At 53.5% G+C, this 17,738-nt stretch carries 15 protein-coding genes, 2 pseudogenes and 1 riboswitch; of the genes and pseudogenes, 9 read left to right on the forward strand and 8 right to left on the reverse strand.

Annotation, left to right across the window (positions count from 1 at the left end):
• The first annotated feature begins 108 nt into the window (after positions 1–108).
• Entirely contained in the window at positions 109–1,188 is a 1,080-nt protein-coding gene (locus tag CR46_RS0103030) for an NAD(P)-dependent alcohol dehydrogenase (RefSeq protein WP_030070002.1), read from the forward strand.
• 59 nt (positions 1,189–1,247) lie between these two features.
• Here the strand turns inward: CR46_RS0103030 and thiC are convergent, their stop codons facing one another.
• Both thiC and tenA read right to left on the reverse strand, forming a co-directional pair.
• Positions 1,248–3,194: a phosphomethylpyrimidine synthase ThiC gene (gene thiC, locus CR46_RS0103035; protein WP_030070005.1), complete on the reverse strand. Its 1,947-nt coding sequence runs from the start codon at positions 3,192–3,194 to the stop codon at positions 1,248–1,250.
• Positions 3,195–3,238: 44 nt separating this feature from the next.
• Positions 3,239–3,937, reverse strand: a complete 699-nt coding sequence (gene tenA, locus CR46_RS0103040) for a thiaminase II (RefSeq protein ID WP_030070007.1) — start codon at positions 3,935–3,937, stop codon at positions 3,239–3,241.
• Between the two features lie 77 nt (positions 3,938–4,014).
• A riboswitch (TPP riboswitch) is annotated at positions 4,015–4,171 on the reverse strand.
• A 245-nt stretch (positions 4,172–4,416) separates the two neighbouring features.
• Between tenA and CR46_RS0103045 the strand changes: the two genes are divergently transcribed.
• Together CR46_RS0103045 and CR46_RS0103050 are read left to right on the forward strand one after the other, a co-directional pair.
• A complete protein-coding gene (locus CR46_RS0103045; RefSeq protein ID WP_030070009.1) occupies positions 4,417–4,776 on the forward strand; it encodes a hypothetical protein in 360 nt (119 codons plus the stop codon).
• Positions 4,777–4,875: 99 nt separating this feature from the next.
• Positions 4,876–5,901 (forward strand): hypothetical protein, encoded by a 1,026-nt coding sequence (locus CR46_RS0103050; RefSeq protein WP_030070011.1) that lies wholly within the window; start codon positions 4,876–4,878, stop codon positions 5,899–5,901.
• Between the two features lie 123 nt (positions 5,902–6,024).
• Here the strand turns inward: CR46_RS0103050 and CR46_RS0103055 are convergent, their stop codons facing one another.
• Positions 6,025–6,846 carry an aldo/keto reductase gene (locus CR46_RS0103055; RefSeq protein WP_030070013.1) on the reverse strand — a complete coding sequence of 274 codons (822 nt, stop codon included), beginning with the start codon at positions 6,844–6,846 and terminating at the stop codon, positions 6,025–6,027.
• 153 nt (positions 6,847–6,999) lie between these two features.
• Between CR46_RS0103055 and bla the strand changes: the two genes are divergently transcribed.
• Positions 7,000–7,890 carry a class A beta-lactamase gene (gene bla / locus CR46_RS0103060; protein ID WP_420038466.1) on the forward strand — a complete coding sequence of 297 codons (891 nt, stop codon included), beginning with the start codon at positions 7,000–7,002 and terminating at the stop codon, positions 7,888–7,890.
• Positions 7,891–8,006: 116 nt separating this feature from the next.
• Here bla and CR46_RS0103065 read toward each other — a convergent pair whose 3' ends face one another.
• Entirely contained in the window at positions 8,007–8,570 is a 564-nt protein-coding gene (locus CR46_RS0103065) for a manganese efflux pump MntP (RefSeq protein ID WP_030070017.1), read from the reverse strand.
• A gap of 294 nt (positions 8,571–8,864) precedes the next feature.
• Here CR46_RS0103065 and CR46_RS0103070 point away from each other — a divergent pair.
• Positions 8,865–9,089: pseudogene (locus CR46_RS0103070) on the forward strand (class A beta-lactamase); the annotation flags it as partial.
• Positions 9,090–9,290: 201 nt separating this feature from the next.
• Here CR46_RS0103070 and CR46_RS18515 read toward each other — a convergent pair.
• The 3 genes from CR46_RS18515 to CR46_RS0103085 all read right to left on the reverse strand — a co-directional run bounded on the left by CR46_RS18515 (position 9,291) and on the right by CR46_RS0103085 (position 12,205).
• Positions 9,291–9,422 (reverse strand): putative transporter small subunit, encoded by a 132-nt coding sequence (locus CR46_RS18515; protein ID WP_009722425.1) that lies wholly within the window; start codon positions 9,420–9,422, stop codon positions 9,291–9,293.
• 72 nt (positions 9,423–9,494) lie between these two features.
• Positions 9,495–11,147: a sodium:solute symporter family protein gene (locus CR46_RS0103080; RefSeq protein WP_030070022.1), complete on the reverse strand. Its 1,653-nt coding sequence runs from the start codon at positions 11,145–11,147 to the stop codon at positions 9,495–9,497.
• Between the two features lie 335 nt (positions 11,148–11,482).
• Positions 11,483–12,205, reverse strand: coding sequence for a CDP-alcohol phosphatidyltransferase family protein (locus CR46_RS0103085; protein ID WP_030070024.1), 723 nt, complete (start codon positions 12,203–12,205; stop codon positions 11,483–11,485).
• Positions 12,206–12,462: 257 nt separating this feature from the next.
• On the opposite strand from CR46_RS0103085, the gene CR46_RS0103090 reads away from it, so the two are divergent.
• From CR46_RS0103090 to CR46_RS18520, 4 genes and pseudogenes are all read left to right on the forward strand, one after another.
• Positions 12,463–13,452 carry a zinc-dependent alcohol dehydrogenase gene (locus CR46_RS0103090; protein WP_030070026.1) on the forward strand — a complete coding sequence of 330 codons (990 nt, stop codon included), beginning with the start codon at positions 12,463–12,465 and terminating at the stop codon, positions 13,450–13,452.
• A 78-nt stretch (positions 13,453–13,530) separates the two neighbouring features.
• Positions 13,531–13,929 carry a 6-pyruvoyl trahydropterin synthase family protein gene (locus CR46_RS0103095; protein WP_009722429.1) on the forward strand — a complete coding sequence of 133 codons (399 nt, stop codon included), beginning with the start codon at positions 13,531–13,533 and terminating at the stop codon, positions 13,927–13,929.
• Positions 13,926–15,890, forward strand: a complete 1,965-nt coding sequence (locus tag CR46_RS0103100) for a glycosyltransferase (RefSeq protein WP_030070028.1) — start codon at positions 13,926–13,928, stop codon at positions 15,888–15,890. The genes CR46_RS0103095 and CR46_RS0103100 overlap by 4 nt, the downstream gene beginning before the upstream one ends.
• Positions 15,891–15,894: 4 nt before the next feature.
• Positions 15,895–16,773, forward strand: a pseudogene (locus tag CR46_RS18520) (lysylphosphatidylglycerol synthase transmembrane domain-containing protein); the annotation flags it as partial.
• Positions 16,774–16,869: 96 nt separating this feature from the next.
• Here CR46_RS18520 and CR46_RS18525 read toward each other — a convergent pair.
• Complete coding sequence (locus CR46_RS18525; RefSeq protein WP_332245060.1) at positions 16,870–17,727, reverse strand: RibD family protein; 858 nt, start codon at positions 17,725–17,727, stop codon at positions 16,870–16,872.
• Between the last annotated feature and the right edge of the window lie 11 nt (positions 17,728–17,738).

A 17,738-nucleotide genomic window follows, 5' to 3' on the forward strand; every position in this document is an offset into this window, starting at 1 on the left:
AGCAGCCTAAAACTTGATATAGCGCAGTTTTAGTGGCCATCAGCTAGCGCTTAATAGCCTACGCTTAATGGTGAAGTGCCATGACTACCCTCTGTGAGGAATTGTCCTATGCCTACCATGATGAAAGCGGCTATTTTTGTTGAGCCTGGCCGGATTGAAATTGACGATAAACCCATTCCCGAGATTGGCCCCAATGATGCGCTGATGCGTGTGACCACCACGACGATTTGCGGCACCGACGTGCACATTCTAAAAGGCGAATACCCCGTTGAGCGCGGCTTAACCATCGGCCATGAGCCGGTGGGGGTAATTGAAAAGCTGGGTGCCAACGTGAAGGGGTACCAAGAGGGCCAGCGGGTTATCGCCGGGGCGATTTGCCCCAGTTTTACCTCCTATGCTTGCCAGGATGATTGCTGCTCGCAGGATGGCGGCCACCACAGCCATGGGTATAAGCCGATGGGTGGCTGGCGCTTTGGTAACACCATCGACGGTGCCCAGGCGGAATACCTATTGGTGCCGGATGCCCAGGCCAACCTTTCTCCCGTGCCAGATGGCCTAACCGACGAACAAGTGCTGATGTGCCCTGACATCATGTCGACCGGCTTTGCGGGGGCCGAAAAAGCAGGTATCAAAATTGGCGATACCGTGGTGGTGTTCGCCCAAGGCCCAATTGGGCTATGTGCGACAGCAGGCGCGCGGTTACGCGGGGCGGGGATGATTATCGCGGTAGATGGTGTCGATGAGCGGTTGGCAATGGCCAAGCAAATGGGCGCTGACGTGGCGCTGGATTTTCGTAAGGTGGATGTCGTTGAAGAAATTCTTAAGCTCACCGGTGGACGCGGTGTGGATTCGGCGATTGAGGCACTCGGCCTGCAGCAAACCTTTGAATCTGCCTTGCGGGTGTTAAAGCCTGGCGGCACGCTATCGAGCTTAGGCGTTTACTCTGAAGACTTGACGATTCCGCTAGGCGCTTTCTGTGCTGGCCTTGGAGACCACAAGATCATTACGTCACTTTGCCCTGGCGGCAAAGAGCGCATGCGCAGGTTGATGAGCATTATTGCCGCCGGGCGGATAGATCTTGGCCCGATGGTTACCCACCGCTACGCTCTGGAGAATATTGTCGAGGCTTACGATCTATTTTCTCACCAGCGCGACGGCGTGTTGAAAGTGGCTCTTGAGGTCTCATAGTGCTCAAGTAAGCTCAAGAGCCACCCACCTAGCAGCGGGACTATCTAGGGATTGCTGTTTTAAACCTCCTGATACAGCTCGCTGCCTTCACGGCGGAACTTCTCCGCTTGCTCCTGCATGCCACGCTTGACCGCCTCGGCGTCGCTTTCAGCGGCATTTTCCGGTGCGCGGTCACGATAGGTATCGCGCACTTCCTGGCTGATCTTCATCGAACAGAACTTCGGCCCGCACATCGAGCAGAAATGCGCTACCTTGGCGGAATCTTTCGGCAGGGTTTCGTCGTGAAATTCACGGGCGGTGTCTGGGTCTAGCCCTAGGTTGAACTGATCTTCCCAGCGGAATTCAAAACGGGCCTTGGAAAGCGCGTTATCGCGACGCTGTGCTGCCGGGTGGCCCTTGGCCAAATCTGCTGCGTGGGCCGCAATCTTATAGGTGATGATGCCGGTTTTGACGTCATCTTTATTCGGCAGGCCCAAGTGCTCTTTCGGCGTTACATAGCAGAGCATTGCACAGCCAAACCAGCCAATCATGGCCGCACCTATGCCCGAGGTAATGTGGTCGTAGCCGGGAGCGATATCGGTAGTCAGTGGGCCAAGCGTATAGAAAGGTGCCTCATGACACGCCTCTAGCTGCTTATCCATGTTCTCTTTAATCAAGTGCATGGGCACATGACCAGGGCCTTCGATCATCACCTGAACGTCGTGTTTCCAGGCGATCTTGGTTAGTTCGCCCAGTGTTTCCAGCTCAGCGAACTGCGCTTCGTCGTTGGCATCGGCGACTGAGCCGGGGCGCAGGCCATCGCCCAACGAAAACGCTACGTCGTACTGCTTGCAGATTTCGCAGATCTCTTCGAAGTGGGTATACAGGAAGCTTTCCTGGTGATGGTACAAGCACCATTTAGCCATAATGGAACCGCCACGGCTGACAATGCCGGTCACCCGGTTAGCAGTCATGGGCACATAGCGCAGCAGCACGCCCGCGTGAATGGTGAAGTAATCCACGCCCTGCTCGGCCTGTTCGATCAAGGTGTCGCGGAACACTTCCCAGGTCAGGTCTTCAGCCACGCCGTTGACCTTCTCAAGCGCCTGATAGATCGGCACGGTACCAATCGGCACCGGCGAGTTGCGGATGATCCACTCGCGGGTTTCGTGGATATTCTGGCCGGTGGAAAGATCCATAATGGTGTCCGATCCCCAGCGGATACCCCAGGTCATTTTGTCGACTTCTTCTTCAATCGACGAGGTAACGGCCGAGTTACCCAGGTTGCCATTAATCTTCACCAGGAAGTTACGGCCAATAATCATCGGCTCGGATTCTGGGTGATTGATATTGTTGGGGATAATTGCGCGCCCGCGGGCGACTTCGTCGCGCACAAATTCCGGCGTGATCTCTTCCGGCAATTTTGCACCAAAGCTTTGGCCTGGATGTTGGTGACCAAGAATACGTTCCACTTCAGCGGTGCCTAATGCTTGGCGGCGCTGGTTTTCGCGAATGGCAATAAATTCCATTTCAGGGGTAATAATGCCCTGGCGCGCATAGTGCAGTTGGGTGACATTCTTGCCTGGTTTTGCCCGGCGCGGGGTGCGAGTTAAATCAAAACGCAACTGAGCAAGCGTGGGGTCGTTAGCGCGGCGGTTGCCGTACTCACTAGTGGGGCCGTCAAGGAACTCGGTATCGTTGCGCTCTTCAATCCAGGCGCGGCGCAGGGCGGGTAAGCCTTTGCGTAAATCATTGTTGGCGGCCGGGTCGGTGTAAGGGCCAGAGGTGTCGTACACCAGCAGTGGCGGGTTCTCTTCATCAATGCTGCTGGTTTTAGTCGGCGATAGGGTGATTTCCCGAAACGGCACGCGGATATCGGGTCGTGAGCCTTCAACGTACACCTTGCGCGAGGCGGGCAGCGGCTGAATGGCAGCGGCATCGACCTGGGCGGTTTCCGCTAAAAAGTGGCTGGTTTTACTTTTTGAGGCCTTAGTTTTTAACGTTTTAGTGTTTAAAGTCTTCGTCATGACGGTCGTCGTCCTTCAGTGTTGATTGTGGTTGTTGTATTGACTTAATGAGCGAGGCTCTGGCCTTCAAGATCGGCGTCTATCAGGTGCAGGCCCATCTGCCAGAAGTCGATTTCCAGACGCGTGGCATCGCGGAAGATCTTGCTCAGTTCGGCAAAGCGGGCAGGGGTAACATCAGCAAGGCGGGCGTTGAGCCATTCAAGCTCTGCCTGCATGGCGGCCTGAAATTCCTCGCTTTCGTACATCGCTATCCAGGCATCAAAGGGGTTTTTCGCGCCGCGAAGGGTAGAAGGCTGAGTGTTCAGCCAGTTGGCGATTTCGCCGTAGCCCACCAGGCAAGGGGCCAGCGCCACATGCAAATCGAGCAGGTCGCCGCGGTTGCCGGTGTCTAATACGTAGCGGGTATACGCCAAGGTGGCTCTGGCTTCTGGAAGCTCCGCCAGCTCTTGTTCGGAAATCTCCCACTCCTGGCAAAAGCCCACGTGCAGGCCCAGCTCCACATCCACAATGGCTTTTAAACCTTCATGGGCTTGGCGCAGATCAGCCAGCGTAGGGCTTTTATAGGCAGCCAACGCGTAGGCGCGGGCGAAGTGAATCAAAAACAGGTAGTCCTGCTTCAGGTAGTGGCGAAACGCGGGTTCAGGAAGCGTGGCACTGCCCAGTTGGCGAACAAAATCGTGCTCAATATAGGCGCGCCAGTCGTTATGGCAGGCATTAGTAAGATCAGCAAAGCGGTAGCCCATGGTGCCTCCGGTAGTAATGATCCGGAGGGCGGGCGGTTGAGATCGAGGAAATGGCGCAGAAGGTGGCGTGAAACTAAGCCGGGCCATCGCTTGATCCCTACGCCGGTACCCGCGCGCTCGTCAGGAGCAGCGCATTAGCCGGATCAGGTTCAGCGGGACCAGCGCTTTGGCAGTATCAAAGTGATACGCCCTGCGCCATCTCAGCCGGATTCACCGGCACCCCGTCAAGCAGTTAGTGCCAAGCAGTCTAGGAGGAGGAGAGAAGAGATGCAAGGGGGCACGCGCAAGCACGCGAATTTTGGATAGGCGGCCAAAATTGGCTTTGCTCTCTTGGGAATCAATGGGGTAGAGTCAAATTGGGTGGTTATAAAACCCCAATGAATGTGCCGTCGCGTTTATTGGGGGTTTGTAGCGAGGCGTATAATCACTGTTACGTGGTATCCGATTCTTAAGGCAACTCTTTGAGTTAGGAGATAACGATGGAAGGAATAAAGTCTTTGGAGAGTCTTCCGGAACAGGTGAAAGACAGTATTGGAAAAGAGTTTGGGTCGCTCAACGATCTCTACCGGCGCATATTCGATATCAATCACAGTGAGCGTATGGCACATAGGCAACGAGACCAAAAAGCCATATCTGCATGCGAGCAAGAACTTCTGGATATTGAAGACAAACTGGAAGAGTTGGGCGCTGAAGATGGGCGTGATATAACAACTGCTATTGCTTCTGATTACGGTGATCTAGTCGTCAAAGAAACCATTGATAACTTAAATAAGCACCTCGCTCGCCAGGGCACAGATTTTGAGAGCATGAGGAAATACCTCAGGAGCTTCGGTGCATAAAGTACCCCAAACCACGTAACAAGGTGGTCAACGGGACACCAACTCTGCTGCGCTCCGTTGGCGCCCGTTACCACCGGCGTTATGCAAGCTGAGATGAGCATGGATTCTACACCGCAATATTCAGGAAAGCCGACACTATACTTAGATCAAAACATACTCGATCTTTTCGTTAAAAATAGCGTGGGTAGTTTCGGACGAGAGCTTATGGACAAGTTCCAGATTGTTTATTCTGACGAAACTCTCAAAGAGATAAGACGATCTGCCGGCTATGAAAACGACTTTCTTAATGTTCTAAAAAACCTTGGTTCATATCATTTAAAAATCGTTGTTGAGCAGCCTGGCTTCATTGTAACTGACAAAGCGACCATCACTAGTAGGGATGTATTTGAAGCATTCGAAGAACACTGTAGCAATGATAATGAATATGGAAGCATTGAAAATTCAATGCAACAGTGGTTGTTTAAGTTCTCTGGCGGAAGATCGGGTGATAGCATTTCTGATATTCATGAAGAACAGTTGGCTGCTTTTGCACAGCTTATGGGCGGTATGCTCGAAAACGCTGATGAACTTCCTGTTGAAATGAGGGCGCAGATTAAAGAGTATTCCGAACTAATGATGGAGCAATATAAATCTAAGCTTCATGAGCTTGAAAATACGATGTCAAAAGACATTCCTGATACGAAGGACTGGAATGGAATAAAGTCCTACAGAGAGTCAGTGGGTATAGGCCCAAAGGAATTAAATAATATAGAGCCACCAAATGTGATCGAAAAAATATGGGATGTTTTCAAAGTTAAGCTTCCAAAAAACGATCAAATCAACAGCTTAGAAGACTTTTTCCAGATCCGCATAAACCCTATCTACCCTGACAGACCTTACCATCTGCACCAGAAGGTAACTGGTATGTATAACATGCTTAACACTCTTGGCTACTTCCCTGACTCCAAAGTACATAAGGAAAGACGATTTATTGCCGCTATGAGTGATAATAGTCACGCATCAATGGCTTCATTCTGTAATTTATTATTATCGAGAGATGAGAACTTTGTAAGAAAGGTACGGGCGGTATATGAGTATCTTGGAGTGCAAACAGAAGTAAGGCTGGTTACGGTAAGTAATGCATAACAAAGCGCTGCTGCCGGACAAATTTTCCGCTGCGCTCCAAATTTGCCGCAGAGCGCGGCGTCAACCCGCGAGCCTATCTCTGTAGGCTGGTTTACCACCCCCCTTCTAAGAGTTTGCGCTTGTTCACACCATCATTAAACCCTGTTTACGTACTGGTGGCGCGTAAGCGGCGTCGATCTGTGCCAGGTCATCTTCGTCGAGCCGAATGCTATCTGCGTTGGCGTTCTGTTTGAGGTGGTTCAGGCTCACGGCTTTCGGGATGGCAATCACCCCAGGGTGGCGCAGTGCCCAGGTAAGGGCGATTTGCGCAGGGGTGGCGCTGTGTTTGTCGGCGATGCGTTGCAGGGCGGCGCTATGCAGCAGCGCGCCGCCTTGCCCAATGGGGCAGTAAGCCATCAGCGGCATGTTGTGTTGCGCCTGCCAGGGCAGCAAGTCGTATTCAATGCCGCGTGCTTCGGGGTTATAGAGCACTTGGTTGGTGGCGCACGCTGGCGCGTCTAGCTCCGCTAGGTCGTCAACGTCAAAGTTCGATACGCCCCAACGCAGAATCTTGCCTTGCTCGCGCAGCCGCTCAAACGCTTTCACGGTTTCGCTTAACGGGTACTGGCCGCGCCAGTGCAGCAGGTAGAGATCAATCGTCTCAGTGCCCAATCGGCGCAGGCTGCGCTCGCAGGCAGCTTGAACACCCTTAGCGCTGGCGTTGTGCGGGTAGACTTTGCTGACCAGATACACCTCGTCGCGTCGCTCGCGGATCGCTTGGCCAACCACCTCTTCAGCGCCGCCTTCGGCATACATCTCGGCGGTATCAATCAGTGTCATGCCCAGGTCCAGGCCTTCACGCAGCGCCCTGATTTCAGCTTGGCGCTGCCCGGTATCTTCGCCCATATGCCAGGTGCCCTGGCCGATACGGGGTATGCTGTCTCCGCCTAGCTCAATCGTCTGCATGTCTATCTCCTGTGGTCATACTGTTTAGAATGCTCGCTGCAATTGCAATGATGGGTCAATCTTAGAAGATTCGTATCGAACGTCGCCTCCCTTTATGCCCGCTGGGATGTGCCTGCTAAACTCAATGCCATCGTTTTCCCTTACTGTTTAGGAATCCAGACAATGAACCACCGCCCACCACGCTGGATGCGTGCTGCGTTATCGATGTGCTTATTACTCGCCTCTGCGTCTGTTATGGCACAGGAAGATAGCATTACCGCTGAACTTGGGCGCATTGAACACGCCTTGGACGCGCGTATTGGCTTTGCGGCCCACCATTTAGCCACGGGTCAGCGCTGGGAAGTGAATGCGAATGAGCGCTTTGCCATGTCCAGCACCTTTAAAACCCTGGCCTGCGGCGCACTGCTGGCGCAGGTGGATGAAGGGCAGCTAGCGCTGGACACCGAGGTTAGTTTTGAAGAATCTGAGCTGGTGACTTACTCGCCAGTCACTGAGCAGTACGCAGGCCACCAACCGATGACGCTGTTTGAGCTGTGCGATGCCACCATGACCACCAGTGATAACACCGCCGCTAACCTAGTGCTGCAAGCCCTTGGTGGGCCGGAATCCATCACGGCGTTTGCGCGCAGCATGGATGATCCCGTTACCCGGCTAGACCGCTTTGAGACCGAGCTGAACGAAGCCACGCCAGGGGATGAGCGCGACACTACCACGCCCAACGCCATGCTCGCCACGCTAGAAAAGCTGGTGCTTGGGGAGGTGTTGTCGGGTGAATCCCGTCAGCAGTTGGAAGACTGGATGAAAGGCAATGCGGTGGCTGATAGTTTGTTTCGCGCCGCCATGCCGTTTGATTGGGTGATAGCAGACAGAACCGGTGCGGGCGGTTACGGCTCTCGCTCGATTACCGCGATTATTTGGCCGCCAGAGCAAGTGCCGATGGTAGTGGTGTTTTATATCACCGAAACCGAGGCGTCGTTTGACGCGCGCAATGCGGCTATTGCGTCTCTAGGGAAAGTGATTCAAGAGATGTTAGCGGAAAACTAATAAAAATGGGTGGCGAATAAGCCACCCATTTTTATATCGCGATACTTAAAGAGAGCAAATAATATTGCTGTTCGTTCATTGCCACTTTTTTTAAGCAGCACTTACGCATGGCCGCGTTATGATAAAAAGATCGTATGCTCCACCACCACTATTACGCCAATCCCAATCAATACAACGCCACCTGCGAGTTCTGCCCAGTGGCCTACGTATTTGCCAAATTTATGGCCTAGCAGGGTTCCCATGGAAGCCATCACCGTAGTAGCAAGGCCAATGGCGAGACTGGTGGTAATGATGTTCACATCAATAAACGCAAGGCTTGCGCCCACGGCCATGGCGTCTAGGCTTGTGGCAATGGCGGTTAGTACCAGCAGCCACAGGGTTTGTTTGCGATGCGCTACTTTTTCTTCTTTCTTCAGCCCTTCGACCATCATGTGCAGGCCGATGATGGTCAGTAGCGTAAACGCGACCCAGTGGTCCCAGGTTTCTACATACTGCTGAGAAGCCTTGCCAGCCACCCAGCCCAGTACCGGGGTGGTGGCCTCGATAATGCCAAATATTAAACCAATGCCTACCGCGTGTCGGAAGCGGGGCTTGCGCAGCTCTGCCCCCTTGCTGATGGACGCCGCAAACGCATCCGCCGACATGGAAACCGCTAAAAAAAGCAGGGCAACAGGTGTCATGATAGTAGTGCTCGTTTAATGAGGCTAGATGTGTGGAACAACATACTCGAGTGTTAAAGTAGGATTTTAATAGCGCTGAATCCTATCAGGTTTTACTTTGATAACAAGTTGGTCAACAAAAAATAAAGTTTGTTATAGCGAACAAATATAGCTTTGGCTAACAATGTGGCTACTGGCTTATTTTGTTGTATTTCTGAAATTAAATAAACTTAAAGTGATTGTTGGTTTATTGATTTTTATGTTGATGATGTTTAGCTATAAAAATAGTTGTTTTCTAAGGAAAGACGGTGGGTTGATAGTTTGTTTCGTGCCGCCATGCCATTTGATTGGGTGATAGCAGACAGAACTGGTGCGGGCGGTTACGGCTCTCGCTTAATTACCGCGATTATTTGGCCGCCCCAGCAAGTGCCTATGGTAGTGGTGTTTTATATCACCGAAACCGAGGCGTCGTTTGACGCGCGCAATGCGGCTATTGCGTCTCTAGGGGAAGTGATTCAGCAGATGTTACAAGGCCAGTAATAAAAAGCGGCGGTTCAGGCGCTAATGCCGCAGTAGTTCTCGCTATATTGAGGACCCGGTGGCAGGCAATGCCGCTAACGACCCAATATCACTGTCTGCCTATCAGGCGGTAGCTGAGTATGTGATGGAGAATACCCAGCCCTAAAATGCGCCCTTAAAAAAAACAGCCCTAGGTGGGCTGTTCAGTTAACCGAGAGGCGCTTATACCAGCTCGCGCTTCTCGCGCTTGGCAACGCGTATGTCTTTGATGGTGGCAATGCCGATAACCGCGAAAATAGCCAGTGAGATCAACGGCCAGATAAGGACATATAACGCTAATATAAAGGTTTGCATGTGCTTTCCTGTTAGTTGGCTGGTGCGCGATGGCACACCAGCCTTTGAGGTGACGCTAACGCCACGCTGGGCTTAGCGTTGCGCGGCAGGCTTGGCTGGGTCGTAGTTGATCACTTTCTGATCGATTTGCGAGAAGTCGAACTTGCTCGAACTCATCAGGCTGACTGCGATGCAAACAAGAGTGCTAACGCCGTATGCCATTAATGAGGCTAGCAGTACCGTGTACTCCCGTAGGAAACCAATGCTGAAGTAGGCCAGCACAATGGCGCTGAGTACACCGACGATCACACCGATCCTACGCCCGCAGAAGCCAAATGCCATTAGGCCGAGCACCACGCCGCCGCCCACGGCAGCGAGTAACTCAAACAGCCCCGCGACCATATTGACCATAGGCACTAACTCGAAGCGTGCGATACAGAACATTACTAGGCCTGCAATTACAGCCGAGGTAAAGGCCGTGTTGGTGACTCGATCCCAGAAGCAGCTGGCGATGACCGGGAACACAATGGCCCCCCAAAGTGCGCCAACGAAGACCAGCATAATCAGAATATCCATCGAGAAACTAGCGAGAATCACCCCGATCAGCGTTGCGACAATCATCGTCAACCTACCAATAAATAGCATTTTGGTCGGGTCAGGTTTGTTTTTAGCGATGTTCTTACCATACACATCGGCCATCACAATCGCGGACATAGCGGAAAGGTCTGAGTCAGCGGTAGAGGAGAGCGAGCCAATGACCAGGATAAAGAACAGCCCTATAAATACCGGTGAGAGGTACATCGACACCATTTGCGGTATCAGGTTGTTCATGTCACCACCGATGGGCTCCATACCGGTCATCAGCGCCATCAAGCCAATCATGCCTAGGCCAATAACAATCGCACCGTAACCAATGGTCGCGGTGATAAAGGTCGGTTTGATATGGTCTTCACGCACAGCGAATAGCCGCTGGGAGATGGTCTGGTTGCCAATCGCGTAGGCCAGCACCGCAACAAAGAAAGGTGCACCTTGATTGAGGATCGCATCCATCGAGAACAGATTTGCCTGCTCTGGGGTGAGTAGGCTCATGCCATCCGATAGTGTCTGTGGGCCGCCGAGGGCAAACATTACCGCTGGAATAATCAGAATGGCGACTGCCATCATTGCCATCAGTTGGGCAAAGTCGGTGAGTACCGACGCGCGGAAGCCCGACCACAGCGTATAAGAGAGCACCCCGACCCCAGCGATCACGACGCCAGCTTGGAAAGAGAGTGGCGAGAGTACTGAGACCAGCGCACCAGACGCTGTGAAGTTAACCATCAGGCTAATGATGCTGCCCAGAATGTTGGAGGAGGCAAGAATCAGCTGGCTAGAAGAGCCATGGCGGGCATGGATAAGTTCACCCAGGGTGTGTGCGTTCGGGGCCAATTTTCGAAAGCGACGGCCAAAGGGGTAGATGAACAGAATCATCAGCGCGCCCCACAACCCGTAGTGTAAAGGGCCGGAAATGCCGTAGGTGTAACCCGAGGTGGCGGCACCGTAGAACGAGGCTGCCCAGATCCAGGTGGCGGTCATGCTGGCAGCGCCCAAGCCAAAGCCAATCTGGTGATTGGACACCATAAAGGCGTCAGTATTTTCCTTTTTCTTTTTGATCAGCAGTGTCAGCAGGTACGTGCCGCCGTAAAAGGCTAACAGCAAGGCAATAACCGTCAGCGTAGAGAATTGATAGAAATTTTCTTCGTTCATTAAATACCCATAGGCTTTGCAGCCCTAGCATCCTAAATGGCAACCACAGTTCCCTTAACGGGGCGGCCGCGACAGGACGTAAGCAAAAAACAGAACATCTTTCTAGGTATGTCTGTAGCGAGAAGTGGCAGCGATTGGCAGCCTGGTCGTGCACGTGTCAGGCGTTGGTTGGAAACGCCTTAAATAGAGGGGCCGAATTAACGCAAACAGTGAGCTGAAATAAAGCGCACGTGGGGTCGATCCGGATAGCTACCCTACTCCCTTAAGCGCGAACAGTACAGGTTGAAGCCCGGCATGAGGCCAATGGATGGCGGGAAATGGTCTTGATAGAGCAATTAATGGTGCTGTTTAAACAGCCACCACACATCAAAGCCAAATGAGTAGATGAGTGTGATTAATGCGCTCAGTGCAAGCAGGCTGGCAGCAAGAGGAGAGGTGAGTGGCGTTAACGCCAGCAGCAGGGCAACGACCTGCCATACGCACACTGCTTTACGGCGGAAACTTTCAAATAACGGTGCTTTTAACCACGGAAAAAACCAGCTAGCGGCGATGAATAAGTAACGCATGCCGCCAATGAGTAGTACCCAAGCGCCTAGATTTTCGCTCTGCAATAAGCCTATACAAAGTATCAGGATTAATACCGCATCCAGTTCCATATCAAAGCGCGCGCCAAACGTGGTATGGGTTTTAGTGCGTCTAGCAATCCATCCGTCCACACCATCCAGTAATAGCGCGATAACAGCGACCGCTAGCCATAGCCAAATCGCGTTGGTAAAAGCATTCGCTGCCAGCGCCCCTGCCACGATGGCGACGAGTACGCCGCGCCCAAGCGTTACCCGGTTTGCCCAACCGAGCGGGCCATGGGGCCAAAAACAAACCACCAGTGCGCCCATCACAATGTAGAAGCCAGCCGCTAACCACCAATTTGCAGCGCTGGCGACTAATGCCGGTAACATCGCACCCAAGCCTACGAGCAATAAGCTGGCCAATGCTATCTCAGCCAAGGTGTAAACACGCTTGGGCAAAGAGACGCTGGAGGTGTTAGAGAAAGAAGACATGCTGACTCACAGAGCGGTGCACTGGCCCGCGGTTGAATTAAAGTGTGCAAATATTTTCCTATGTACCATTCTTGTATAAGAAGGTAAGGTTGTCCATGATGTGAGTACATTTGTTTTAAATCATCCTCGCGTTCACATGGGTTAAGCAACCGTTTCCCTTTCTACGCTACGCTGTAGGGAAGTCGTGAAATGTGAACAAGTCTTAATAAGGCTATGCTGTAAGGATGGATGAAGCGCTTAAACCATAAGGAAATGTCATGTTGCCGCCTGATACTGCTACGGCTTTTTGGGTGACTCGCCCCATGCATGGTGAGCTTAAACAGGAGCCACTAGCGCCTCCCGACGAAAATGAGGTGCGGATCCGTACCCTTTATAGCGGCGTGAGCCGCGGCACCGAATCGCTCGTATTTAACGCGCGGGTGCCTGAGAGTGAATACTCACGGATGCGCGCGCCCTTTCAGACAGGCGCATTTCCCACCCCTGTGAAATATGGCTACTGCAGTATTGGCCATGTGGAGCAAGGGCCACGTCATCTCGTCGATAAGACCGTCTTTTGCCTTTTTCCGCATCAGGATCATTACGTGGTACCTGTTGATGCTGTTTTGCCGCTTCCCGACGATGTGCCCGCTTATCGTGCTGTGCTAACCGCCAATATGGAAACCGCCATTAACGGTGTGTGGGATGCTAACCCTATGCTTGGCGAGCGCGTTTGTGTGGTGGGTGCTGGCGTCGTTGGTGCACTTGTGGCGTATCTGTGTGCGCAAATTCCGGGGGTAGAAGTACGCTTGATCGACATTAATCCCGAGCGAGAAGCACTGGCAGCGCATTTGGGTATTCCCTTCTGTACACCAGAACAGGCACCCACCGACCAAGATTGCGTGATCCATGCTAGTGGACAGCCGGATGGCCTGAGACTGGCTATGGGCTTGCTGGGCAATGAAGGCCGCGTGATTGAAATGAGCTGGTTTGGCGAAGGCGACGTATCGCTGCCACTTGGTGGCGCTTTTCACTCCCAGCGCTTAACGCTTAGCGCCAGCCAGGTTGGGCAATTGCCTGCCAAGTTGCAGCCGCGCTGGAATTATCGCCGCCGTTTAGCCCTCGCTTTACGCTTACTCGCCGATCAGCGGTTAGATGCGCTGATCAGCGGTGAGAGCGATTTTGCCGATTTCCCAACGCTGGCACCTGCTCTGTTTGGGCCAAGGAGCACAGCGCTATGCCATCGAATTCGTTATCCATTGCCCGCTTAATTAATGCGGCTTAATTAAGTGCGAATTAGTTAGAACGACCTGGCTAAAAAAGGTCCAGTTAATACGACAGGAGTGTCTATGTACCGTTTATGCGTTCGTGACCATTTTATGATTGCCCATAGTTTTAATGGCGAAATATTCGGCCCTGCCCAACGCACCCACGGTGCCACCTATGTGGTGGACGTGGTGTTTCAGCGCCCTGAACTTGACCAAGATGGTCTAGTGATTGATATCGGTTTAGCCAGTGAAACGGTTAAAGAGGTGCTGGCGGATTACAACTATCGCAACCTTGATGAGGTGAGCGAGTTTAGCGGTAAAAACACCACCACAGAATTTATGGCCAAGGTGATTTTTGACCAGCTAGCGGCTGCCATCAAAGCAGGAAAAATGGGTACCACCGCCCAGGGGCTGACGCATATGGAGATCAAACTGCACGAATCTCATGTGGCGTGGGCAAGCTATGAAGGGGCACTATGAGTCAGCCATTTACCTTGATAGTGGCTGGCGATCCAGACCAGCGTACCGGTGGGTATATTTATGATGCCCATATTGTTGCTGCGCTGCGCGAGCGTGGGCTATCTATCAATGTGGTGGGGTTAGCCGGGCGTTTTCCTGATGCCGATGATGAAGCAGCTCAAGCGCTAGCCAATACGCTTTCCGCCTTGCAGGACCATGCGCAGGTCATTATCGACGGACTAGCCATGGGGGCATTGCCCGATGTGGTGGCTAACCACGCTGAGCGCCTGGATATCACTGCGTTACTGCATCATCCGTTGGGCGATGAGCAGGGCTTAAATGAGATAGATCAGCAGCGTTTTCACCGAAGCGAGCTGTGTGGCCTGGCCCATGTAAATAGGGTAATTGTGACCAGTCGCTTTACTGAGCGTCGTGTAAAAGCATTGGCGGAGCAGTATGAGCTGCCATTTAGTGCCCCTATCACTGTGGTGGAACCTGGGGTTGAATGTGCTCCAGTCAGCCCTGCGGCACAACCTAGCGAACCTATTCGTCTGCTATGCGTGGCAACACTGACTCCACGTAAAGGGCAGGACATTTTAGTTCAAGCCTTGGCGAATGTTGAGCGTGGGCACTGGCGATGTGACTGCTTTGGCGGTGCTCGTGATGTTGCATTTACGAATCGCGTTCAAACACTGATCGACAGCCACCAGCTTGGTGATCGGGTAACGCTCCACGGCGAATGTGATGCCGCAACCCTGGAAGCCGCTTATCAGAACGCTCATGCATTGGTGTTGCCTTCTTGGTATGAAGGTTACGGCATGGTGGTCACTGAAGCGCTAGCCCATGGCTTACCCGTTATCACCACCACCGGCGGTGCGCTGCGGGATACCTTGCCCAAAGGGGCGGGCATTAGTGTTGCGCCTGGGGATGTGAAGGCGCTGACGAGCGCGCTGGTGGCTTTCTGCCACGATGAGACACTACGCACTGAACTACGTGCAGGTGCCGCCGCTGTGCGCGACCGTTTGGGCGACTGGCAGGCTGCAGGAAAGGCGTTTGCCGAGGCGCTGCAGCAATCTTCGACATTGTCGGCGGGAAGCCAATTTGCAGCGGATTGGCTGTCGCTGCGTGAAGGCGTCGATGCCAGTTCGCGTAGCCAAGCGTTGGTGGATGCGTTAGCAAGCTGGTTATCAGAAAAACAGCAAAGAGCAGAATCTGCACTGCTGACAGAAGCTTCATCGCCAATAACACTGGCGGATTTAGGCTGTGGACGCGGAAGTAATAGCCAGTTTCTTGCGCCTCGCTTGCACCATGCCCAGCGCTGGATGCTGATTGACCATGATCCCGCCTTACTTAATGAAGCCTACTCACGAACCAGCCAATTGAACACGGGTAAAGGTGAACCGCTACAGGTGGAAACCCACTGTATTTCCCTTAAACAGCTTGACCACCCAGCACTTACGCACTGCGACGTAGTAACGGCATCTGCGCTGATCGATTTAGTATCTCAAGCGTGGATTGATGCCTTGGCGGCACAGTGTGCTAAACATCGGCAAGCGCTTCTTATCACTCTAAGCATTACCGGCGAATGGTACTTTACCAATGCCCAGCAGCAACCTCTGAACGACCTTGACGATCGCTGGATCAGTGAGCTGTTCAACGCACATCAACGTCGCGATAAAGGCTTAGGCGGTGCATTAGGCGGCGATGCTCACAGCGCGTTAGTTAAAGCGATGGCTGACCACGGTTATCGGATTAACGAGGCTGAAACCCCGTGGCGCTTAGCGGCGGGCAAGTCAGCGCAGTACCCCTTAATGTGCTCATTAGTTGAAGGATGGGCGAACGCTGCTACCGAACAGGCTCCAGAGGCGGCGTCACGGATTGCCCAATGGCGCGATGAACGCTTACGTCGTGTGGTCGAAGGTGAGATCGGTATTTGGGTGGGCCACCGCGACTTACTGGCGCTGCCAGCGGACGAGGGCTAACCCCATGAGACGCTGGCGCTGGCTGAGAACCCCGTGGGTGCAAAAAGGGCTAGTGAGCTTAGGGCTGCTGGCCGCTGTAGCCCTGTGGGTAGAGCCAGACGCGGTGATGGCCGAAGTGCAGCGCTTTGCGCCGGGTTGGATGGCTCTGGCGCTGTTGATCAGCGTTCTGCAAGTGATGCTGAGCGCGTGGCGTTGGCAGTTGACGGCAGGATTAATCGACGTGCCGTTGCGCTACCGTTATGCACTGCGGGAGTACTACTTAGCATTATTGGTTAACCAACTTTTACCAGGTGGCGTGTTGGGTGATGCAGGTCGTGCCCATCGCCATGCTCGTCAGTCTTCTTCAAAGGGTAGTGCTTGGCGTGCGGTGGTGATTGAGCGTGCTTCTGGGCAATTGGCGATTGCACTTTACACACTAATCGCCTTGTTCACGTCACCACTCTGGCTAACGGCGCTGGGTTTCAGTGGCTTGATGGTAGTGGCGGGCGTAGCGGTTATCGTGATAGTGGCCGGTGTGACGCTGATGGTCTGGTTGCGGCGCTCGGCGGTAACGCTACCCGCTTGGTGTGCTGCATTAGGGCAGGATATGCGCCGCGGGCTATTGCAGCGTGACGTATGGCCACGGCAACTGATCTCTTCGCTTTTGATCGTGCTTAGCTATGGCCTAGTAATGGTCTGTGCGGCTCGGGCAATCGGCATTGAACTGGCGACATTAGATATTTTGGCGTTGGCTCCAGTGTTACTGCTTGCCATGCTGGTACCCCTTTCGATCGCTGGGTGGGGGTTACGGGAAGGCGCCGCCGCAGGTATTTGGATGTTTGTTGGCTTGCCTTCGGCGCAAGGTGTGGCGATATCACTGGCTTATGGTGTGTTGGTGCTGATGGGTAGTCTGCCAGGCATTTGGGCAGCGCTGGCTTCACGAACACGCGCTACGCCGTCCAGTTCTCCGCCATCCAGTTCTTCGCCATCCAGTTCTCCGTCAGGCAGTGCGCCCACTCAGCACTACGTCGAAGAGTGTGTCGTCCCCGCAGCGGAAAGAGCGCATCGTCGGGCGCAGGGCGCTCTCAAGGGTGTCGATGGGCGTCATCTGCAGCCCAGGTCGGCCGGAACCGATGAGCAGTGGCGCGACCAGCAAATGCAGACGGTCAACCGCGTCCGCCTCAATGAATTGCGAAACAGTAACGCCGCCGCCTTCTACCAATACCCGCGTAAGGCCACGATCTGCCAGCCAGGTAATAACGTCGGCGGGGCGGAACTGACCATTGGTATCCAACGGCAGCACGCAGTGTTCGGCGGACGTTGGCCCCACCGTTGCCTCTGGCCCGGTGAGATGCAGCGTGGGTGCGGTAGACGTGGTGAACAGCGCCAAATCAGTCGGCACGCGGCCACGTGGGTCAATCACCACTCGGGTAGGGTGCTTGCCCGTTACGTGGCGTACTGTGAGCTGGGGATTATCAGCGCTCGCCGTACCCGCGCCAATCACTACGGCATCTGCCAGCGCCCGCAGACGGTGCAGATGTACCAAACTTTCAACGCCATTGATGTAGTGGGAGTGACCGCTTTCCGTAGCGATGCGCCCATCCAGGCTCTGCCCCAGTTGCGCAACCACCCAGCTCGAATGACGCACCAGTGGCAGCAAACACGTCAACAGCTCCTGCGCGGCGCTTGTAACAGGGATAGAAGAGTGCCAGCCGCCATGGGTATCAAGCGTCATTGTGGCGTCACTTCTGATGCCCTGTTGAACGTCCAGCAACCATGCCCACGCTTGGTCGATATCGATCATCTTTTCATTGGTACTAGGCATGGTATCTCCATTCAGAAAACAGCAACTCATCATGCGGGGCCATG

Origin of the sequence: Vreelandella neptunia (genome assembly GCF_000712975.1) — a bacterium.
GTDB lineage: Bacteria > Pseudomonadota > Gammaproteobacteria > Pseudomonadales > Halomonadaceae > Vreelandella > Vreelandella qaidamensis.